The sequence below is a fragment of the Collinsella sp. HCP3S3_E5 genome (genome assembly GCF_052067635.1).
GTDB lineage: Bacteria > Actinomycetota > Coriobacteriia > Coriobacteriales > Coriobacteriaceae > Collinsella.
In genome coordinates this window covers 33787-55758 of record NZ_JBQHQF010000009.1, presented here as the reverse complement: position 1 = coordinate 55758, position 21972 = coordinate 33787, and the positions used below count along the sequence as shown (strand labels likewise).

The following is a 21972-nucleotide window of genomic DNA, read 5'->3' as shown; positions in this document are numbered from 1 at the left end:
AGAAAATCTTATATATAGAGACTTAGATTTGTGTATAAGATCGTACAAAGCTGGCAACAATACTTCTCGGACAACGTGAAGCCGCCCCGTAGGGCGGCCGCCCCAAGAGAGGTGATTCCATGAGAATCGATAAGCTAGCAATGACGTCGCGCGAGGCGTTGCAGACCGCCATGAGCACAGCTGCCGACGCACAGGCCGGCGCGGTGGAGCCGATTCACCTGCTGTCCGCCCTGCTCGGTGTCGGCGAGCGCAATATCTCCGTGATTATCGAGCGCATCGGCGCCGACCCAGCCCAGCTTGCACACTCCACGCAAGATGCCATCGACCGCGCACCCAAGGTTTCGGGCGAGGGCCAGCAGATGGGCCTGTCCAACGAGCTCGTCCGCGTCATCGAGAAGGCCGAGAAAAAGGCCACCAAGATGGGCGACAGCTTTGTAGTGACCGAGCATCTGCTGATGGCGCTTGCCGAGGACAAAGGTGAGGCGGGCCGCGTGCTGCGCGACGCCGGCGTTACCAAGGAGCGTATCGAGCAGGTCTACGAGGAGTTGCGTGGCGATGATCGCGTGACGTCCGCCGAGGACAAGACCCAGTTTGAGGCACTGGAGCAGTACGGCCGCAACATCTGCGACCTGGCCCGTGCCGGCAAGCTCGATCCGGTTATCGGCCGTACCGACGAGATCCGTCGTACTATCCAGGTCCTGTCCCGTCGCACCAAGAACAACCCTGTGCTCATCGGTGAGCCGGGTGTCGGTAAAACGGCCATCGTCGAGGGCATCGCCCAGCGTATCGTGGCCGGCGACGTGCCGAGCACGCTGCGCGACCGCGACCTCATCGAGCTCGACATGAGCGCGCTGGTCGCCGGTGCCAAGTACCGCGGCGAGTTCGAGGACCGCTTGAAGGCCGTGCTCAAGGAAGTGCAAAAGTCCGAAGGCAAGGTCATCCTGTTCATCGATGAGCTCCACACCATTGTGGGCGCGGGTGCCACCGAGGGCTCCATGGACGCCGGCAACATCCTCAAACCGGCGCTCGCCCGCGGCGACCTGCACGCGATCGGTGCGACCACGCTCGACGAATACCGCAAGTACATCGAGAAGGACGCGGCGCTCGCCCGTCGTTTCCAGACCGTTATGGTGAGCGAGCCTACCGTCGAGGACACCATCTCGATTCTGCGTGGCCTCAAGGAGAAGTACGAGATCTTCCACGGCGTGCACATTACCGATAGCGCGCTCGTGGCCGCCGCCGACCTCTCCGATCGTTATATCGCCGACCGCTTCCTGCCCGACAAGGCCATCGACCTGGTCGATGAGGCCGCAAGCCGCCTGCGCATGGAGCTCGACAGCATGCCGGTCGAGATTGACGCCACCACGCGTCAGCTCACCCAGCTGCAGATTGAGGAACAGGCGCTCATGAAGGAGACCGACGACGCCTCCAAGGAGCGTCTGGAGACCCTGCGCCAGGAAATCGCCGAGGTCCAGGAAAAGCTCAACGTGCAAAAGGCCGGTTGGCTCAACCAAAAGAACGCCATCGACCATGTGCAGGAGCTCAAGGGCCAGCTCGATGAGGCCAAGAGCGAAGAGGAACGTGCGACGCGCAACGGAGACTTGGGCCGTGCGTCCGAGCTGCGTTACTCCGTGATTCCGGGTCTGCAGCAGCAGATTCAGGATTCCGAGGCCGCGCTCGAGGCACAAAAGCAGCAGGACGGTGAAGGCCTCAACGAGCAGGTGACCTCCGACGAGATCGCCGAGGTCGTGAGCGCCTGGACCGGTGTGCCCGTCTCCAAGATGATGCAGGGTGAGCTCGACAAGCTGAAGGGCTTGGAAGGCGAGCTGCATAAGCGCGTCATCGGCCAGGATGAGGCCGTCTCCGCCGTCGCCGCGGCTGTGCGCCGTAGCCGTGCGGGCCTCTCCGATCCGGACAAGCCCATCGGCAGCTTCTTCTTCCTGGGCCCCACCGGTGTGGGCAAGACCGAACTCGCCAAGGCGCTGGCCGAGTGCCTGTTCGATGACGAGCGCGCGCTCGTGCGTATCGACATGTCCGAGTACATGGAGAAGTTCAGCGTTCAGCGTCTGATCGGTGCGCCCCCGGGATACGTGGGCTACGACGAGGGTGGACAGCTCACCGAGGCCGTGCGCCGTCGCCCGTACTCCGTGATCTTGCTCGACGAGATGGAGAAGGCTCACCCGGATGTCTTCAACGTGCTGCTGCAGGTGCTCGACGACGGTCGTCTGACCGATGGTCAGGGTCGTCAGGTGTCCTTCAAGAACACGATCATCATCATGACGTCCAACGTGGGCTCCAAGGCCATCGCCGATCTTTCGGGCAAGGACGAGGAGGAGATGCGCCATCAGGTTGACGCGGCCATGGCTCAGACTTTCCGTCCCGAGTTCCTCAACCGTATCGACGATACCGTGGTGTTCCATCCGCTCGGCATGGCGCAGATCGAAAAGATCGTCGATATTCAGCTCGCCGACGTCCGCGCACGTCTGGCCAAGGAGCGCATGACGCTTGCCATCACCCCGGCGGCCAAGCAGATGCTCGCCGTGGGCGGTCTGGACCCGGTCTTTGGTGCCCGTCCGCTCAAGCGTCTGGTGCAGCGCGAGGTCGTGGACGCCATCGCCGCCGCTATCATCGACGGTACGGTGCGCGAGGGTGATCAGGTGACGGTTGACGTCGACAAGGACGGTGCCTTTACCGTCGTGTGCGATAACACGCCGTCTGCCACCTATGAGGTGCCCGACGCCGAGTAGATTGTTGGGCCATGCCTTAAAATCTACCTTTTGTGCCAAACGCCAAGGGCGGCGGATCCAATTGGGTCCGCCGCCCTTTTTCGTGCGACAATCGATGGTGTTGAACATGAGTACATGGCAAGGAGCTATGCAGATGAAAGACGAGAACGAGACGAACGCACCGGCGCCTGAGTCAGCGCCCGCCGCACCCAAGCCTGCGCCTAAGCCGGCACCCAAGCCGCGCGACCCCTACATCCGTGCCGAGAACGAGGACGACGACGGCTACGATCCCTACAGCGATCGCCGCCCCGAGCGCGAGCCGATGTTCGAAGCCGATCCGTGGCGCTAACTCCTGCAGGGTAGCTAATTTGGGACGGGGCTTTTTTAGCTGCCCCGGCTGGTAATGTGCCGGTTTAGTCGATTAACGGTCGGGGCAGCTAAAAAAGCCCCGTCCCAAATTAGCTACCCTCGCTGCGGCCGGCTAGTCTTGGGCCTTGATGCTTGGCATCAGAATCTGGGCGAGGTAGTCGGTCTCGAGTTTGGTCGCGGCGTCTGCCTTGCCGTCTTTGTCGACCAGTACGTTCTTGATCTGGCTATAGGTATAGCGGTTGCCGGTTGTAAGCTCGACAAGCTCGATGGCCGTGTCCATGGGGTAGGTCGACACGGGGTCTTGCGTGCGCCCGTTGATGGTCTGGGGCACCACATACGGATAGACGGGGCCGCTGGCGTAGACCGTGTAGCCGTTGCCAAGGCTTGCCGCACCTAAAACCGTATCGCCCTTATCGGGCGTAAAGCTCTCGCCGTCGCGCACTGCGACAAGCGTCGCGATCGGCGTATTGCTGTCGCTGGCAAGATAGATGCACAGCGTATTGCCGTTTTGCCAAGTCGCGACTTTGCCGTACCACTCAACGGGAATATCGAGCTGATACAGGTTCGTTGCCTTATGCCGAGCATCGGCGTCGCGGGCCGCCTGCGCCTCGCGGGAACTCATGGCATTGACGGCGGCGTCACGGCGCGCGGTTGCCGCCTGCTGGAGCACCTTTGCGACCGCGGCAGAGCTCGCGCCACCCTCCTCGGCGTACTTGGCCGCGGCATCGATCTGGTCGTCGGTCACCGTGTCTGCCGAAGGTACCTTAAGCTTAAAGGATGCCTGAGCGCTCAGGTCCTGCCCGTCGCTCTTTACGCTAACCTGCGCCTTGGTGGTTGGCACGGTGTAAATGGTACCGTCAGCTGCGATGGGGGACCCAGCGATGGAGAGCGTATAGTCGCCAGGCAGCAGCTTAATACCGCGACCGTGCTCATCAACATAGAGCGTCTCGCTCACGGAGGAGCCGTCAGAGTCTTGCCCGCTCACCTGCACGGGAATCTTGGAGCCGGTGGAACAGTCGAGCCCTGCGGCATGTACGCCAATCTGCACCGACATCATGGTGTGGGCGTTGACGGCAGCGACGGCGGCCTGTTCTTGTTGGTATCCGTTCCAAGCGGCATAGCCCGCGCCGCCGGCAACGAGCGCGGCGGCAACGACGCCGGCAACCATCAAATTGCGTCGCTTGGGCGACATCTTGTGATGGCGAGCCTCGGCTTCGCGTGCCGAGGGAACGGACGGCAGGGGAATATCGCCCATGGCGATGGTCTCGTCGACGGCCGGCGCAGAACCCAGGCCAGGAAGCTCGCGGGTGAGCGAGTCATCGGCAGGCAAGCTGCCAAGCAGGGCGGTCTCTTCTCCCGAGGCGGATTCCGACTGGACGTCGTCCCTGCTATCGTCCTCTTCGGCTTCGGCTTCGGCTTCGGCTTCGGCTTCGGCCTCGTCAGAAGCGTCTTTGGCGTCGCTGCCTTCGTCCTCAGTGCCTTCGCACACCTCGTCCTGCGCGTCGACGGCCAAATCGCTCAACGAGAGCTCGTCTAGCGCAATCCGGTCAAGGCTCTCCAGGGCCTCGGCACATGCTTCCGCATCCTGGGCCGCATCCTCGCGGCCACGTGTCTCATCGCTCATATATCCCCCAATGCAATATCGGCTCAACACTGTACCCAAAAATGGAGCCATATAAAGCGCATGCGAAATATAAGATCCGATTTAACCCGAGCGTATCGTTCGGCCGTATCCTCGCGGCAGCAAAAGGCCCCCGGAACGCGAACGAATCACGTTTCGGGGGCTCTGCAGTGCGTTGAGTTGCGCGGAGCCGGCTATGCCGCTTCGTGCTCAAGCGATGTTTGCGTCAGGCGCGTTACTCGGCGTGCGCGTAATCAACCTTGGCGCGACGGGCAGTGGCCTTCTCCCAATCGCTGGTGCCCTCAAAGACATCCTGCTTGTAGGGGTTGCGGCCGAGCTTCTTGGCACGGTAGGCGACGTAGATGATCGCGGCGATGTTGGCGACCAGTGCGACGATCGAGACCGCGGTGGCGGCGCTGGGGTCGAGCGTGGAGTGCGTCACAAAGATGGACTCCTCCTGGAAGTAGGGGAACACCTGGGCAAACATGCACCAAATGGCCAGCGTAAAGGCGCGGTTCTGGATCCAGCCGCCCTTGTTCCAGATAAAGGCGGCGACGGTGGGCGCCAGCAGCAGCGCAAAGCCGCAGAACCAGGAGTGGGTGGGCAGGCAGTTGTAGGTGTAGCAGAAGTTCCAGATGTCGTAGGCGATGATGTAGACCCAGGTCATGTCGGGCCACAGCATGTCGGTCTTGTCCTCGGAGGCGTAGACGCTCCACCAACCGGTCATGCAGAAGATGTTGATGATGCCCGCGATGCCGTTGAACACGTTGTTCCAGCCGGCCAGCTGCGTAGCACCTTCGGAGGTGACCCAGGTGGACTCGCCCAGGACAAAGAAGTGATAGGCGCTCTCAAAGTCGGACACGACGGCGATCAAGATGTTAATGGCGACGATCACAAACGGCCATGCGCGGAACCAATGCGCCTTGCCGATCTTGCCCCACTGGTACTTAATGGCAATGAAGCCCCAGCAGCCGGCCAGCGCCGCGTATACCTTGGCGTAATGGAACCAGCTGTTCTGGTATACATGGGTGGGGTTGGTGAGCGCCCACTCGGCACCCTGCGAAACGCCGACGGCGATGGCGATGCAGTAGATGGTCATGGCCAGCGGAGCCACGCCAAAGATGATGGCCGCGCCGAGCTTGGTACGGCGGCCGACCTCGTTGAGTACGATCAAGCCGATAAAGACCATCGCCCAGCCGGCCCAGTGGATAAGGGTATCGCTACCCCAAACATCGAACAGCATGCTGCTTTCCTTTCATACGCCCGCGGCCCCTCTTCCGTCGCGGGCAGTTTGGCCAAATGTCATCAGTTCCTGGGCTTGCGCTCGGGATACTTGGCGGTGTAGCCCTCGATGTGGAGTGTCGAGGCGATAATCTCCTTAACCGTCTCGTCGGGCACATCGGGGTGCGTGCGGATGTACATCAACAGTCCCATGATGAGGGTGTAAAACGTCTCGTAGACATGGTCGATGCGCAGGTCATGATGGGCGACAAAGTCCACCACGGTGGTGTCGCAGATGTATTGCGCCACGCGCTGGACCACGTTGTGCAGAAAGCCGCCGTAGAGCGCGCCGCTGCTCGAGGTGAGCGTGCTCGGCAGCTCGTGGCCGCTCACAACCAGGCGCTTAAAGAGCGGGGCGACGGTGTCGAGTGCGCCCTCGATATCACCGACGATGCGGCTGGCATTCCACTGCTCGAGCTCGGAGATAAAACCGTCGATTGCCTCGTCCATGACGGCGGTGACGGCGGCGTCCATGTCGACGAAGTAGTGGTAGAACAGCGAGCGCGTGCAGCCGGCTCGCTTGGTCACGGCCGAGACGGATAGATGGGACACGCCCAGCTCGGAGCTCACGGCGCGCACGGCGGCGAGAATCTCGCGACGGCGCTCGTCACCTGTCAGGCGCTTTGCCGCGCTGTCGGGCGTGGGGACGGCGTCGGCCACAGGGGTGCTCGCTGCGTTATCGCTCATGCGCTTGCCGCCTTTCATCCGTTTGGGCCCGACCGTTCGCCTAATAGTCTTGAATATTGTTGACGGTTCGTCAATACTATTTTTGACATTATGTCAACAATGGCGGGTGAACGGCATGGGGGCATGCCCGGCCTGCAAAAAAGAGGGGCGCTGCGGCCTCGTCGGGCTGCGGCAAGAGAAGGGACAACCATGATTCTCAACGGACCGGGAATTAGCTACACCGAGCCCGACATCGGTTCGGAGTTCGTGCCGCCGCTGCCGGAGCATCCGCGCGAGGCCATTGTCAAGCTGTGCGAGCATTGCACCAACCGTCTGCTGCACCGCGACGAGCTGCTGGGCTACGAGTACTGGTCGTTTGCCGAGGCCGCAACCGACGAGCAGGCCGAAGTGCTCTGCAAGATGAAGATGCGCCGTCCCTATACGCTGCCCGAGATGGTCAAGCTCACCGGCATGCCCGAGGCCCAGATCGAGAAGATGCTCGACGACATGAGCTACACGGGTCTGCTCGAGTACAACTGGGAAAATCCCGAGCGCGCCAAGCAGTGGGTGCTGCCCATGCTGGTGCCGGGTTCCGCCGAGTTCCTCAACATGCGCGTGAGCCAGCTCGAGGAGCATCCGGTCTATGCCAAGTTCTTTGAGCAGGCGTCCAAGGGGCCGCTGTCCAAAGCCACGCCGATGGTGCCGCCCGGAGGCGCCGGCATCGGCATGCACGTCATTCCGGTCGAGAAGGCTATCGATGCTTCGAGCACCTCGGTGCCGATCGAGCATATCGAGCATTGGCTCGACAAATACGATGGCAAATATGCCGCCAGCATCTGCAGCTGCCGCGCGAGTCGTCGTGTGATGGGCGAGGGCTGCGCCGACGACCCCGCCGACTGGTGCATTGCCGTGGGCGATATGGCCGACTATGTGGTTGAGACCGACCGCGGCCATTATGTGACGCGTGAGGAGGTATATGACATCTTGCGCCAGGCCGAGGACAACGGCTTTGTGCACCAGATCACCAATATCGACGGCGAGAACAAGATCTTCGCCATCTGCAACTGCAACGTCAACGTGTGCTACGCCCTGCGCACCTCGCAGCTGTTCAACACGCCTAACCTGTCGCGCTCGGCCTATGTCGCCAAGGTCGAGAAGGACAAGTGCGTAGCCTGCGGTCGCTGCGTTGAGGTGTGCCCGGCTGGTGCCGCCAAGCTCGGCCAGAAGCTCTGCAGCAAAAAGGCCGGCGGACAGGTGCCCGAGTATCCGCGCCAGGAGCTGCCCGATGCCACCAAGTGGGACCACACCAAGTGGTCGCCCAATTACCGCAACGACAACCGCATCGAGACACACGATTCCGGCACCGCGCCCTGCAAGACGGCCTGCCCCGCGCACATTGCCGTTCAGGGCTATCTGAAGCTCGCGGCGCAGGGCCGCTATGACGAGGCGCTAGCGCTCATTAAGCGCGAGAACCCGCTGCCCGCTATCTGCGGCCGTGTGTGCAATCGCCGCTGCGAGGATGCCTGCACCCGCGGTCGCGTGGACGAGGCCGTGGCCATCGACGAGGTCAAGAAGTTTATCGCCCAGCGCGATCTGGATGCCGCGACCCGCTATGTCCCACCTGTGGTGACCCCGACGCGTGCCGGCGGCTTCGACCAGAAGATCGCCATCATCGGTGCCGGTCCGGCCGGCCTGTCCTGCGCTTTCTACCTGGCCGAGAAGGGCTACAAGCCCGTCGTGTTCGAGAAGAATGAGCGTCCGGGCGGCATGCTCACCTATGGCATTCCCAGCTTTAAGCTGCAGAAGGATGTGATCGAGGCCGAGGTCGAGGTCATTCGCCTGATGGGCGCCGAGTTCCGCTATGGCGTGGAGGTCGGTCGCGATGTGACGCTCGACGAGCTGCGCGAGCAGGGCTTTAAGGCCTTTTATGTTGCCATTGGCTGCCAGGGCGGCCGCCTCGCCGGTATTCCGGGCGAGGATGCCGAGGACGTGACCGTGGCCGTCGACTTTTTGCGCGAGGTTAACAGTGGCAAGATCGACACGCTGCCCGGCCGCACCATCGTGGTGGGCGGCGGCAACGTGGCTGTCGACGTCGCGCGCAACGCCTGCCGTTTGGGTTCCGAGCACGTTGAGATGTTCTGCCTGGAGAGCGAGGCCCAGATGCCCGCCAGCGAGGAGGAGCGTCGCGAGGCCGTTGAGGACGGCGCCCACATCAGCTGCGGCTGGGGCCCCAAGGAGGTCCATCTGGACGAGGCCGGTCGTGTGTGCGGTATCACCTTCAAGCGCTGCACGCGTGTCTTTGACGACGAGGGCCGTTTTGCGCCCGAGTACGACGAGAACGACCTGCGTCGTGTCGACGCCGACCGCGTGGTCATGTCGATCGGTCAGTCCATCGTGTGGGGCGACCTGCTGGCTGGCTCCAAGGTGGAGCTTGGCCGCGGCCAGGGTGCCCTTGCCGATCCTCAGACCTACCAGACCGCTGAGCCCGACATCTTTGTGGGCGGCGACGTCTACACCGGTCCGAGCTTTGCCATCGACGCCATCGCTGCCGGTCACGAGGCCGCCGTGTCCATCCACCGCTTTGTGCAACCGGGCTCCACGCTCACCATCGGCCGCAACCAGCGCCGCTACATCGCGCTCGACCGCGACGATGTCGTTATCGAGAGCTACGACAACGCGAGCCGCGAGGTGGCACATGTCGACCGCGAGCGCGAGAAGGCCGCGCCCTTTAGCGAGTACGTCGAGACCTTTACCGAGGAGCAGGTACGCGCCGAGACCGCCCGTTGTCTGGGCTGCGGCGCCTCGATCGTCGACCCCAACAAGTGCATCGGCTGCGGTCTGTGCACCACCAAGTGCGCGTTCGATGCCATCCACCTGGATCGCGACCGCCCCGAGTGCTCCACGATGGTCAAATACGAGCAAAAGCTCCCCAGCTTGGGCAAGTATGCGCTCAAGCGTGCCATCAAGATCAAATTCGGGAAGAAGTAATGAGGTTCCGCCGTTCTAACGAACGGCGGCACTGCCGACGATGCGCGGCGCCCAGATACCCCATCTTGCCCCTCAACTGCGGCGCCGCGGGCAAAAGCCCAGCGGACGCCTTGTTTCGGGGCAACCTGGGGCACCTGGATCGCCGCTCGCTGATATATGGGTTGACATCGTATCAACCGCTGCAGAAGGGTTTTCGCCTTGCATGAATTGGGAATCGTCTATCACATTATTCGCGATGTCGAGAACGTGGCGCGCGCCAATGGCGTGAGTCGCGTTTCGAGCGTCACGCTGCTGCTGGGCGAGGTCTCGGGCGTCGTTCCCGACTTGCTGCTCGACGCTTGGCGCTGGGCGGCAGATAAAAAGCCTATCACCGAGGGCACGGAGCTTATCGTGGATCCTGTCGAGGCCGTGACGCATTGCGAGGCGTGCGGCCGCGACTATGCGACGGTCGAGCACGGCAAAATCTGTCCCCATTGCGGTAGCGGCGAGACATACCTGCTGCAGGGCCAGGAGGTCATGATCAAGCAGATTGAGACCCCCGACGAGGACCCGCCAGATGCTGCTCCCGACGGCCTCTCCGACGCCCCCGATGCCGTCGACGCTGCCAACCCCCTCCACATCGTCTAGCCCCTAGTCGTTGGGGACGTTCTTGTTCGACTAGTCGTTTAAGAACGTCCCCAATGACTACTTACGTTAGTGCATAAGTCACGCTAATAGTCAAGTTATGTCTGTTTAAACAAAATAACTGCAGTACAAGCGCATTCGCGCTTGCCTAAAATCGATATTAATGACCAGCCTGCTTGTATCTGTAAAATGAATGGCTTGATAAGTGACGCCTTGGCGTGTAATCCGTCAAAAAGCAGTAACGTAATCAACTTGTAACAAACCTAGACGTTTAAACAAATTATCCAATCATTCGCATTTTTCTCTATAATTTTACAGGACGAACAGGTATACTCCTTTCATGTCGTGTAGGAAATACGTAGACAAAGAGGAGGTTATGTGATGGTAAGTATTGTTCTTGCTAGCCACGGGGACTTGGCAGCCGGAATCAAGCAGACGGGCTCGATGGTCTTTGGCGATCAGCCGTCTGTGGCCGTGGTCTCGCTCGAGCCGAGCATGGGCCCCGACGACTTCCGTGCCAAGGTCGAGGAAGCAATCGCTTCCTTCGAGGACCAGGAGCAGGTGCTCTTCCTCGTTGATCTGTGGGGCGGCACGCCGTTCAACCAGATCAGCGGTCTCATCGAGGGCCACGATTCCTGGGCTATCGTCACCGGTGTCAACCTGCCTATGCTCATCGAGGCATATTCGCAGCGCTTTGACGCAAAGAACACTGCACATGCGATCGCAAAACATCTCGTGACTGAGGCTAAGGCTGGCGTGCGCGTCAAGCCCGAGTCTCTGGAGCCCGAGGAGAAGAAGCCGGCCACGGCCGCCGCTGCTCCTGCAGGCGCCATCCCTCCGGGAACGGTCATCGGCGATGGGCACATCAAGATCGCCCACGTCCGTATCGACACCCGTCTGCTGCATGGTCAGGTGGCCACCACGTGGACCAAGCAGATCAACCCCAACCGCATCATCGTGGTTTCCGACGGCGTTGCTCACGACGAGCTCCGCAAGACCATGATCGAGCAGGCTGCCCCTCCGGGAGTCCATGCCAACGTCGTGCCCATCAAGAAGATGGCCGAGGTTGTCAAGGACACGCGCTTTGGTGACACCAAGGCCATGCTGCTCTTTGAGAACCCGCAGGATCTGCTCAAGGCTATCGAGGCCGGCGTCGACATCAAGGAAGTCAACATCGGTTCCATGGCTCACTCCAAGGGCAAGGTCGTCGTCACCAACGCCGTCGCTATGGGCGATGACGACGTTAAGACTCTCGAGGCCCTCAAGGCCAAGGGCGTCAAGTTCGAGGTCCGCAAGGTTCCTTCGGATTCCTCCGAGGATCTCGACGCCATGTTGAAGAAAGCTAAGGCCGAACTGGCCGCTCAAGCATAGTAAAGGAGGGTCCGATACATGTCTGCAATCACTATTCTGCTTGTTGCGATTGTCGCGTTGCTTGCCGGTATGGAAGGCATTCTGGATGAGTTCCAGTTCCATCAGCCGCTCGTGGCATGCACGCTTATCGGTCTCGTAACCGGTCACCTTCAGGAGGGCATCCTCCTGGGCGGTTCGCTCCAGATGATGGCCCTTGGCTGGGCTAACGTCGGCGCCGCCGTCGCGCCTGACGCCGCTCTGGCCTCGGTCGCTTCTTCGATTATCATGGTGCTCGCCCTCAACGGTGGCGCCACCGATTCGGCCAAGGCCGTTACCGCCGCCATCGCCGTCGCAGTCCCGCTGTCGGTCGCTGGCCTGTTCCTGACCATGATCTGCCGTACCCTGGCTACCGCTATCGCTCACGCCATGGACGGTTGCGCCGAGAAGGGCGACTTCTCCGGCATCGAGCGCTGGCAGTACGCCGCCATCCTCATGCAGGGCCTTCGTATCGCCATCCCGGCAGTACTTCTGTGCATCATCCCGGCCGAGGCAGTTACCAACGCGCTTAACGCTATGCCCGACTGGCTGTCCGGCGGCATGGCTGTCGGCGGCGGCATGGTCGCTTCCGTCGGTTACGCCATGGTCATCAACATGATGGCCACCAAGGAGACCTGGCCGTTCTTCATCCTCGGCTTTGTCCTTGCTGCCATCCCTCAGCTCACGCTGATTGCTCTTGGCCTCATCGGCATCTCCCTTGCCCTCATCTACCTTGGCCTCAAGGATCTGGCCAAGCAGGGTGGCGGCATGGGCGGTGGCTCCGGTGACCCGCTCGGCGACATTCTGAACGATTACGAGTAGGAGGGGAGTGATACATATGGCAGAGAACAAGATTCAGCTCACCAAGGCTGACCGCAAGAAGGTTTGCTTCCGTCATCAGTTCCTTCAGGGCTCGTGGAACTACGAGCGTATGCAGAATGGCGGCTGGTGCTTCGCAATGATCCCTGCGATCAAGAAGCTCTACACCAGCAAGGACGACCAGATTTCCGCGCTTAAGCGCCACCTGGAGTTCTATAACACCCATCCCTATGTTTCCGCCCCCGTCATTGGCGTTACCCTCGCTCTCGAGGAGGAGCGCGCCAACGGTGCACCGATCGATGACGTCGCCATTCAGGGCGTCAAGGTCGGTATGATGGGCCCGCTCGCCGGCGTCGGCGACCCCGCCTTCTGGTTCACCCTTCGCCCGATCCTGGGCGCTCTGGGCGCTTCCCTGGCCCTGTCCGGCAGCATCGCCGGTCCGCTGCTGTTCTTCTTCGCGTGGAACATCATCCGTTACGCCTTCCTGTGGTACACGCAGGAGTTTGGCTATAAGGTCGGCTCCTCCATCGCCAAGGACCTCTCCGGCGGTCTGATGGGCAAGGTCACCGAGGGTGCTTCCATCCTGGGCATGTTCATCATCGGCGCCCTGGTCGAGCGCTGGGTGTCCATCTCCTTCACCCCGGTCGTCTCCAAGGTCACGCAGTCTGCCGGCGCCTTCATTGACTGGGCTAACCTGCCTTCCGGTGCCGAGGGCATCAAGGAAGCGCTGACGATGTACAACTCCGTCGGTGCTACCGCCCTTGATCAGGTGAAGGTCACCACGCTTCAGGCTAACCTCGATCAGCTCATCCCCGGCCTTGCTGCCGTGTGCCTGACGCTGTTCGTCTGCAAGCTGCTCAAGAAGAAGGTCAGCCCGATCGTCATCATCCTGGCTCTCTTCGCCGTCGGTATCATCGGTCGCGTTTGCGGCTTCATGTAAGCACGCTTCGGCTTAAGACCGAGAGTTGCTAGGCAAGGGCTTTTGAGCCATTGAAACGGACCGCACCCGGTGGGTACACTGGATGCGGTCCGATTGTTTTATTTGGAGGGCGAGGCGCGCATGGCGCAATCTCAGAACAGCACGGTCGATCTGGCAACACCGGCAACCTGCCTGATGGGGCTTACCAGCCACGGTAACGTGATGGTGGGCAATAAGGCGTTCGAGTATTACAACGAGCGCAATCCCGAGGATTTTATTCAAATTCCGTGGGACGAGGTCGACTATATTGCCGCCGAGGTTTTGCGCGGCACTAAGAAGATCACGCGTTTTGCTATCTTTACCAAGGATAACGGCCACTTTACGTTTTCGACGCGCGACGACAAAGAGACGCTTCGTGCAGTTCGCAAGTACGTCGACGAGGATAAGCTTGTGCGTTCGCCTGACTTTATCGATGTGACGGCCAAGGGCGCCAAGAGCATCCCCTCCGTTATCAAAGGCCTTTTCCACAAAGGCAACTAGTCGCCTGCGACGTTCTTATACGACTAGTCATTAAAGAACGTCCCCAATGACTACCTGTAGCTCTTCGCGGGATTCGCTGGGGAAATATCATCCCAGTTTGAGCGCCTATTCTGGGATGCAGTTTCCGGAACAGGCTCATTTGGGAAACCATATCCCGTTTCGAGCTCAAATTTCGGGTCGTAGTTTCCTAGAGAGGCCCCATCCGGAAAGCCCGTCCCAGAATTCGTCTGGATAGTGGGACACGCTTTCCGGAGGGCTGCTCCACCGTAACTTCGAAGAGTGGCTATGCGCTGCATGGCAGTGGCGCAAATCTGCTACACTAGTACAACATGCCTCCGTAGCTCAGGGGATAGAGCACCGCTCTCCTAAAGCGGGTGTCGACGGTTCGAATCCGCCCGGGGGCACCAGGGAATATGACGGCGTCGCGGGAGCGGCGCCGTTTCTGGTTTGTGGGGGGCCGCCGGCGGATTCGGGCCGTCGACACCCGCGTCACCGATTTCCCCGCGGGGGGAGTTTTCGAATCCGCCCGGGGGCACCAGAGCAATATCGAGCCCGGTACCGCTGCGGTACCGGGCTCTTCTGGTTTAAAGGCATGCCGTAGTTTTCGCTGCTTCGGATAAAGAAAGCGCCCGCTTGCTGGGGGAGCAAGCGGGCGCCTGTGAGCGAATATGTTTGCGGCATCAGCCGCTGTGGGCAATGTCTCGATGACTAGTTGGTCGTGCCGGAATCGTCGCCTGAATCGGTGCCAGAGCCAGAAATCGAAACCGTCAGCGTGATCGTGCTGTCGGTGGACTGCTTGCCAGTGGGGGAGACGCCCGTCACGGTGGCGTTTTCGTTACCACTCACGGGGTTGCCGTTCTGATCGCAGAATGCGATGTTGTAGAATCCGGCGTTGTTGAGCGCGGTGACGGCGGAGGAGATACTCTTGCCGTATAGGTTGCCCGGAACGTTTGCCTTGCCGGACTTCTTGGCGATGACGACGGTAATCGTGGCGCCGGGCTTTTGCTTACCGCTGGGGTTCCAGCTAATGACGGTGCCCTCGGTGACGGAATCGTTCTCCTGGTAGGTCACATCGACGCCGAAGCCGGCCATATCGAGGGCGTTGCGTGCCTGAGCCTCGGTCATGTCGGTCAGATCGGGAACGGAGGTGGTGTCGGGTCCACTCGAGACTTTGTACGAAATGGTCGTGCCCTTCTCGACTTCCTTGCCCGCATCGGTGCCCTGTTCAAAGACTTCGCCCTTTTCGGCCTCGTTGGCTTCCTCGGTGGCATTGCCCTTAAGGCCGACGCTTGCCAGCGCCGCCTCTGCCTGGTCCTTGGTCAGACCAACGAGCTGCGGGACATCAACCTTCTCGGAGGGCTTGGGACCCTTGGAGATTACCAGATTCACCTTGGTGCCCTTGGGCTTCTTGGTGTGACCGTTAGGAGTCTGCTCGACAACCTTCCCCTCGTCGGCGTCGTCGTTGTAGCTCTGGTCAATGGTTCCGACGTCAAGGCCGGCATCCTTAATCAGTTCGACGGCGGTCTGCTGGTCCTTACCCAACACATCGGGAACCGGGACCTGCTCGCCGCCAAAGAGTCCGGTGGCAAAGGCCACGATGACGCCGATTACGGCTACCGCAGCAACTACGGCGGCGATGATCTTGTTCTTGTTGGATTTGGGCTGCTCGGTGGCGTAAGAGCCGGTTGAACCCGAGACGGAGCTGCGAGCGTTATTTTGTCCGCTCACGCCCGAGACGGGGCGTACCATGGCGCGCGTCTGGTCGGATAGCTCTCGGGTCTTGGTGGCACCCAGGTCGCCAACGGCGCCGATAACGCGCGTAGGCTCCGGCACGTTGACGGCGCGACCAGACAGGTAGCTGTTGAGCACCTGACGCAGCTCGTCGGCCGTCTGGAAACGGTTAGCCGGATCTTTTTCCATGCACTTGAGGATGATGCGCTCAAGATCGGCATCGACACCGGAGTTGATCTGGCTCGGCGGCACGGGCAGCTCGTTGACCTGCTTGAGTGCGACCGAGATGGCATCGTCGCCGTCGAAAGGCACGCGGCCGGTGGCGCACTCGTACATCACGACGCCCAGCGAGTAAATGTCCGAGGTGGGGCCTAGATCCTGCCCGCGGGTCTGCTCGGGGCTTACGTAGTGGGCGGTGCCCAAAACGTTGTTGTCCTGCGTAAGGTGGCTGTTCTTGGCGCGCGCGATGCCAAAGTCCATGACCTTGATGTTGCCGTCGGGCAGCACCATGATGTTCTGCGGCTTAATATCGCGGTGGATGATCTCGTGCTTGTGGGCGACCGAAAGTGCGGAGCTGATCTGCGAGCCGATCTGAGCGACCTTTTTGGGGTCAAGGGCGCCGTGGCTCTTGATGCCGCTCTTAAGGTCGGTGCCGCGCAGGTACTCCATGACGATGTAATAGGTGTCGCCGTCCTTGCCCCAATCGTAGACGCCCACGATATAGGGGGAGGAGAGACCGGCCGCTGCCTGGGCCTCCTGCTTAAAGCGTGCGGCAAAGGTGGCGTCGCCGGCATATTGCGGCAGCATGATTTTGATAGCTACCGTGCGGTCGAGGACCTGGTCCTGTGCACGGTAGACGGTCGCCATGCCGCCCGTTCCTACCTTATCCTTGAGGAGGTATCTTCCCCCGAGGACCCTCTGTTCCATTCCTGCTCCTAACATGACTATTCGCTCAACGATGTGTGTAGTACCAAATTTGAGGCCGCTGGGGCCGTGTGGCGCATTGCCGCTAGTGTTATCGGCCGCGGCACGCCCCATGCTTGCGCATCAATCACGGGCATCACGCTCCCTGGGCGGCAAGTGCCGCGGTCAGGACGATGCCGGCGATCTTTGCCGCCTCGACGTCGTGCTTGTCGTAATCCTCCAAGGCTACCGAGATGGCGACCGTGGGTGAATCGTAAGGCGCAAAACCGACGAACATCGAGTTGACGTTGGTACCGACGGTCTCGGCAGAGCCGGTCTTGCCGGCAACCTTGACGCCCGGAATCTGGGCATCGGTGCCGGTGCCGGATTGAACGACGTCGAGCATGGCCTGTTTGACCTGTTCGGCCGTGGTGGCGCTGACGGCCTGGCCCAGTGAGCGGGACTGCGTGGTCTTGACCACGGTTCCGTCTGGGGCGAGCACCTGGGCAACGAAGAACGGGTCCATGACGACGCCGCTGTTGGCGATGGCCGCCGCGATAACGGCGTTCTGCATGACGGTGGTCTGCGGACCCGGCGTGTGGTCCATGCCGACGGGCTGGCCGGCGCCGGCCCAGGCGATTTCCCACTCGGTCATGAGCGAGGGGTCGGCCATGATGGACGCCACGGCGGTTAGGTCCTGACCGAGCTTTTGGCCATAGCCAAAGGCGTTGGCGAACTGTACGAGCGAGCTGGCGCCGACCTCGTTTGCCACCTGACCAAAGACGACGTTGGACGACACGGCAAAGGCCTGCTGCAGGCTAATCGTGCCGTAGCTCTCATTGGCGGAGTTGGTGACCGGTGCATTGCCGATATCCATGGAACCGGGCGCCTGGTAAGTGCTCGAAAGGCTTGCGGTGCCGGTCTCGAGTGCCGCCGAAAGCGTGACGACCTTAAACGTGGAGCCCGGAGTATAGAGGGCGTCCATGGCGCGGTCGTACATAGAACTGTCCTCACCGCCGCCCGATTGCAGCAGGGCGTCGATGTTGGTGTTGTCGTAGGTGGGCGAGCTGGCGCATGCGAGCACCGCGCCAGTGCGCGGGTCCATGACCACAACGGCGCCCTTAAAGCCCTTGAGAGCCTGTTCGGCGGCCGTCTGGATGCGGGAGTCGATGGTGAGTTTGGCGGTGTTGCCCGGCTGGTTTTGGCCCGCGAGCGACGCGATGGCGTTGTTCCAGCTGGAGTAATCCTTGGAACCGGTGAGCGTGTCGTTCATCACGCTCTCGATGCCGGCGGTACCGTACTGCTGGCTCACATAGCCAACCACATGGGCGGCCAGGTTGCCGTTAGGGTAGGAGCGTACGTAGGTGCCGTCCTCCTGTTGCAGCGATTCGGCCAGCGTCACGCCGTCGGACGTGATGATGGAGCCGCGCTGGATGTACTTGGAACGGGCGATGGTGTGATTGTTGGTCGGCATATCCTGGTAATCCTTGGCCTTGATGACCTGGACATAGGTGAGGTTGCCGATGAGGATGGCGAACAGGGCCGTAAAGGCAAACACCGCGCGGGTTAGGCGGTTGGCGAGCGCCACGCGGCCGAGCACGCCAGATTCGGGCGTATCGAGCAGGCGACGACGCATGCGCGAGCCGGTGGAGTGGCTGCCACGGCCGTAGGAAGACGAAGAAGCGAAGCGCGTGCCGGCATGCGCCGCGGCAGAAGCGACCTGGTCGTCAGTGATGGCGGCCATGGTGCCGGTGCCGGTGAGCTCGGCCTCGCGACCGGTTGCCTCGTCACCGGCGCGCAGCAAAAGCGCGACAATGATAAAGCTCGCCAGCAGCGAGGAGCCGCCCTGGCTCATAAAGGGCAGGGTGACGCCGGTCAGCGGAATCAGGCGGGTAACGCCGCCAACGATCAAGAAGGCCTGGAAGCTAATGGCGGCCGTAAGGCCCGTGGCGCTAAATGCGGCAAGGTCGGACTTAGCGCGGGCGGCCGTGGTCAGGCCTCGCACGGCAAAGAGCATAAACAGGACGAGTACGGCGCCGCCGCCCAAAAGGCCCATTTCCTCGCCGATGGCCGAGAAAATGAAGTCGGACTCGACGACGGGGATGTTATTGGCCATGCCATTACCGATGCCAACGCCGATAAGACCGCCGTCAGCCAACGAGAAAAGGGATTGCACAATCTGGTAGCCCTGGCCCTGGGCATCCTTAAAGGGGTCGGCCCAGATCTGGAAACGTACCTGGACATGCGACAGGAACTTGTAGGCGCCCACGGCACCCACTGCCAAAAGCGCAAGGCCGATGACGACATACGAGAAACGTCCCGTGGCGACGTAGAGCATCAGCAAGAAGATGGTGTAGAACAGCACGGCGGAGCCCAAGTCGCGCTCGAAGACAACGACCAGAAGGCATACACCCCACACAGCGAACAGCGGTAGCAGCAGGCGCAGGCGCGGGACCTTGAGGCCCAAGATCTTACGATTGGAGATGGAGAGTAGCTCGCGGTTTTCGGCTAGGTATCCGGCCAAGAACAATACGATAAAAATCTTGGCGAACTCGCCGGGCTGGATGGTGGAGCCGGCGATGCGAATCCACAGCTTGGAGCCCGAGATGGTGGTGCCGATAAAGATGGGCAGCATCAGCAAGATGATGCCGATGATGCCAAAGGTGTACTTGTAGCGCATGACCACATCGAGATTCTTGATCATCGCGAGCGTGCCCACCATCAGTGCCACCGAGACAAACAGAATGACGAGCTGCGAGATGGCGAGGGCGGGTGCCAGACGCGTTACGAACGTGATGCCGATACCCGAAAGCACAAAGACGATGGGCAGGATGGCCGGATCGGCACCGGGCGCCAGGATGCGCACGGCGATATGCGCCGCGGCGAAGGCGGCAAAAAGACCGATCGGCACGGCGAGCGTTTCAAACGAGATGGAAGCGCCTGCGGTGAGCACGTACATCGCATACAGCAGGATGACGGGGAACGCCGAGGCGATGAGCAAGAGCATTTCGGTGTTGCGGCGACTCATAAGCGGCACTCCCTTTCTAATTCTTATCGGAGGCTTCGGCCTCGGCGGACTGTTCGGCGGTTTTTTCGGAATTCGATTTGGAAGTCGATTCCTGGTCGGTGTTGTCGCGAATCGTTTGCGCGTCGATCACCTGGCGGGTCTGTTCCTCATCGATTTGATGACGGTACTTGGAGATAGTGTCCTGCGCGTCGTCAACACTCGTTTGCGGAATGCCTGCTTTCAGACGATTCTGCGTGTCTTCGGGTAGGTCGGATAGCTTGATGGCGGTCGTGCTCTCGAGCCAGTGCAGCTTAAGGCCGAGCGGCTTGCCGGGAATGCCCCGGTAGACCGCGACGGTGTCCTTGTAGGTGCCCAGGTAATACGAGCCGGTGACGCCCGCGTAGGCCCAGATGGCTGCCGCCAGCACAAAAGCGATGCCCAGGATGGCGGCAATGGTGACGTTGCGGCGGCGAACACGCTTCGCCTCGCGCATGACGCCGTCGTCGACCAGGTCCACAACGACTACCGTCACGTTGTCGTGGCCGCCGGCAGCGAGCGCGGCGTCCACCAGGTTGTCGACGCAAATCTGCGCCGTAGACGATTGCGTGGCGATGTTTTCGATTTCGCTATCGGGAATCATGCTCGAAAGGCCGTCCGAGCACAGGATCAGGCGATCGCCCTCTTCGATGTGCAGGGTAAAGTGGTCGGCATACATGGCGGGGTCCGAACCCAGCGCACGCGTGATAACCGAGCGGTTGGGATGGACGCGCGCCTCATCGGCCGTAATTTCGCCAGCGTCCACGAGCTCCTCCACATAGGAGTGGTCGCGGGTCACGCGGATGAGCGTGCCCTCGTGGAGCAGATAGGCGCGCGAGTCGCCCACGTGGGCGATGGCGAGCATGTCGTTTTCGATATAGGCGCAGGTCGCCGTGCAGCCCATACCGGGCTTGCCCAGGCCGTTGAGTGCGGCCTCGATGACGGCGGCGTTGGCAGCTTCGACGGCTGCGGCTAGGCGCGCGGCGTCGGCAGCCTGTGGCGCCGTCTTGGCGATGGTCTCGACCGCGATGGAGGAGGCTACCTCGCCGGCGGCGTGACCACCCATGCCGTCGCACACGCAAAAGAGCGGCGACTGTACCAGGTAGGAGTCCTCGTTGTGCGGACGCACGCAGCCAACATCGGAGCGGGCGCCCCACATGAGTTGCGTGGTGGTGCCGGCATCGTAGGTCGAATCGGTCTCGATGCGCTCGTCGGTCAGCGGCTCAAAACTCATGGTCGAACCAGGGTCCTTGAGCTTGGCCTCCACGGCGGCGACATCAATCTCGGCCGTGTCGCCGGGCGAGACGGCGTTGGCCTCGTTGCTCGGATCGTCGACTTTAGACGTGGCGGGCACTTCGGTTGTGTTGTCGGCAGGCTCTTCGTCTTGCGGGGCGACGGCTGCGGGCTCGGGTGCCGCGAAGTGCGCGGGCGCGGGCGTGCTGTGGGGCTGAGAGGCGTCCTCCGTCGCTGCGACGGGCATCTCTTCGGCCGTAGGCTGCACAGCCTCGGGCGCCGATGCGGCCGCGGGGGAGGATGCCGCCGCGGGTGCCGGTGTAGATGCGGGCTCGGGCGCTGCGGTGGGTGCTGGAACTACGGGAAACACCGGTGCCGTGGGCTCGGGGGCCAAAAACACCGCGGCGCTCTCATCGATTGCCGCGGCGACAGACTCGGCAAAGTGGGCCGGCGCAGGTGTAGTTTCCGGTGCCGAAGGTTGATCGGCAACGGCGTGCGCGCCGATGGGGGCATCGGTGGAAGTATCTTCATCCTGGCCATCGATGGGCATCGGATGGTCTTGCGTTACATGCGAAAGAGGCAGGGAGAACACGGTGTCCTCGGGCTCAACGGGCGCAGGGCCCGCCGGGGCGGCATGGGCCGGCACGGCCGCGGGGGCAGCCAGTGCCTCGGACATGGTTGCGGACTTGTTCTCCTCGTCGATCATCGACGGTTCACCTTCATGACCACGTCGCCAATCTGGACTTCGTCGCCCTCGCGCAGCGTTGCGGGCTCCACCAGCTGGCGGCCGTTAACAAGGGTGCCGTTGAGCGAGTTGAGGTCCTCGATAATAAGTGCCGGGCCCTGCAGCGAAAAACGCGCATGCGAGGCAGAGACAAACGGCTCGTTGATGCAGATGTCAGATGACGGCGAACGACCGACGATGACGGGGCCAAGCATATCCACGTGAATACCGCGGATGCCGCGCGGGCCCTTGTCCACATCGATCGTCCAGATGGCAGAGTCGCGGCGCTGGCCGCGCACGAGCCCCACGCCGGTCTTCATGACGGCGAACAAGAAGATATAAAGCAGGACGACCAGTACGATGCGGCCTGCAAAAAGGACGATATCGATGTTCATAAGC

The 21972-nt window shown here is 61.5% G+C and carries 15 protein-coding genes and 1 tRNA gene; 9 read left to right on the top strand and 7 right to left on the bottom strand.

Annotation, left to right across the window (positions count from 1 at the left end):
* Positions 1–119: 119 nt before the first annotated feature.
* Together clpB and ACTM82_RS04240 are read left to right on the top strand one after the other, a co-directional pair.
* Positions 120–2747: an ATP-dependent chaperone ClpB gene (gene clpB / locus ACTM82_RS04245; RefSeq protein ID WP_441054590.1), complete on the top strand. Its 2628-nt coding sequence runs from the start codon at positions 120–122 to the stop codon at positions 2745–2747.
* 133 nt (positions 2748–2880) lie between these two features.
* Complete coding sequence (locus ACTM82_RS04240) at positions 2881–3075, top strand: hypothetical protein (protein ID WP_229770727.1); 195 nt, start codon at positions 2881–2883, stop codon at positions 3073–3075.
* Between the two features lie 132 nt (positions 3076–3207).
* Here the strand turns inward: ACTM82_RS04240 and ACTM82_RS04235 are convergent, their stop codons facing one another.
* The 3 genes from ACTM82_RS04235 to ACTM82_RS04225 all read right to left on the bottom strand — a co-directional run bounded on the left by ACTM82_RS04235 (position 3208) and on the right by ACTM82_RS04225 (position 6684).
* Positions 3208–4719 (bottom strand): hypothetical protein, encoded by a 1512-nt coding sequence (locus ACTM82_RS04235; protein WP_441054592.1) that lies wholly within the window; start codon positions 4717–4719, stop codon positions 3208–3210.
* Positions 4720–4951: 232 nt separating this feature from the next.
* On the bottom strand, positions 4952–5959 hold the full coding sequence (locus ACTM82_RS04230; RefSeq protein WP_441054594.1) for a DUF5692 family protein: 1008 nt from the start codon (positions 5957–5959) through the stop codon (positions 4952–4954).
* A gap of 62 nt (positions 5960–6021) precedes the next feature.
* Entirely contained in the window at positions 6022–6684 is a 663-nt protein-coding gene (locus tag ACTM82_RS04225) for a TetR/AcrR family transcriptional regulator (RefSeq protein ID WP_441054596.1), read from the bottom strand.
* Between the two features lie 189 nt (positions 6685–6873).
* Between ACTM82_RS04225 and ACTM82_RS04220 the strand changes: the two genes are divergently transcribed.
* The 7 genes from ACTM82_RS04220 (at position 6874) to ACTM82_RS04190 (ending at position 14346) form a co-directional block, all read left to right on the top strand.
* A complete protein-coding gene (locus tag ACTM82_RS04220; RefSeq protein WP_441054598.1) occupies positions 6874–9651 on the top strand; it encodes an FAD-dependent oxidoreductase in 2778 nt (925 codons plus the stop codon).
* Positions 9652–9849: 198 nt separating this feature from the next.
* A complete protein-coding gene (locus tag ACTM82_RS04215) occupies positions 9850–10278 on the top strand; it encodes a hydrogenase maturation nickel metallochaperone HypA/HybF (RefSeq protein WP_441054600.1) in 429 nt (142 codons plus the stop codon).
* Between the two features lie 378 nt (positions 10279–10656).
* Positions 10657–11646: a PTS sugar transporter subunit IIB gene (locus ACTM82_RS04210; RefSeq protein ID WP_154518426.1), complete on the top strand. Its 990-nt coding sequence runs from the start codon at positions 10657–10659 to the stop codon at positions 11644–11646.
* Positions 11647–11664: 18 nt separating this feature from the next.
* On the top strand, positions 11665–12483 hold the full coding sequence (locus ACTM82_RS04205; protein ID WP_055285302.1) for a PTS mannose/fructose/sorbose transporter subunit IIC: 819 nt from the start codon (positions 11665–11667) through the stop codon (positions 12481–12483).
* 16 nt (positions 12484–12499) lie between these two features.
* On the top strand, positions 12500–13420 hold the full coding sequence (locus tag ACTM82_RS04200) for a PTS system mannose/fructose/sorbose family transporter subunit IID (RefSeq protein ID WP_154518429.1): 921 nt from the start codon (positions 12500–12502) through the stop codon (positions 13418–13420).
* Positions 13421–13540: 120 nt separating this feature from the next.
* Positions 13541–13939: a DUF956 family protein gene (locus tag ACTM82_RS04195; protein WP_427719318.1), complete on the top strand. Its 399-nt coding sequence runs from the start codon at positions 13541–13543 to the stop codon at positions 13937–13939.
* Positions 13940–14270: 331 nt separating this feature from the next.
* Positions 14271–14346 (top strand) — tRNA-Arg (locus tag ACTM82_RS04190).
* Positions 14347–14647: 301 nt separating this feature from the next.
* Here the strand turns inward: ACTM82_RS04190 and pknB are convergent.
* The 4 genes from pknB to ACTM82_RS04170 form a co-directional block, all read right to left on the bottom strand.
* The gene (gene pknB, locus ACTM82_RS04185; protein WP_441054602.1) at positions 14648–16597 is read right to left on the bottom strand and encodes a Stk1 family PASTA domain-containing Ser/Thr kinase; all 1950 of its coding nucleotides are present in this window, start codon (positions 16595–16597) and stop codon (positions 14648–14650) included.
* 133 nt (positions 16598–16730) lie between these two features.
* Positions 16731–19601 (bottom strand): FtsW/RodA/SpoVE family cell cycle protein, encoded by a 2871-nt coding sequence (locus tag ACTM82_RS04180; protein ID WP_441054604.1) that lies wholly within the window; start codon positions 19599–19601, stop codon positions 16731–16733.
* A 16-nt stretch (positions 19602–19617) separates the two neighbouring features.
* Positions 19618–21555, bottom strand: a complete 1938-nt coding sequence (locus tag ACTM82_RS04175; RefSeq protein ID WP_441054606.1) for a Stp1/IreP family PP2C-type Ser/Thr phosphatase — start codon at positions 21553–21555, stop codon at positions 19618–19620.
* Positions 21552–21968: an FHA domain-containing protein gene (locus ACTM82_RS04170; RefSeq protein ID WP_055250779.1), complete on the bottom strand. Its 417-nt coding sequence runs from the start codon at positions 21966–21968 to the stop codon at positions 21552–21554. Before ACTM82_RS04170 ends, ACTM82_RS04175 begins: the two co-directional genes overlap by 4 nt.
* Positions 21969–21972 lie beyond the last annotated feature (4 nt).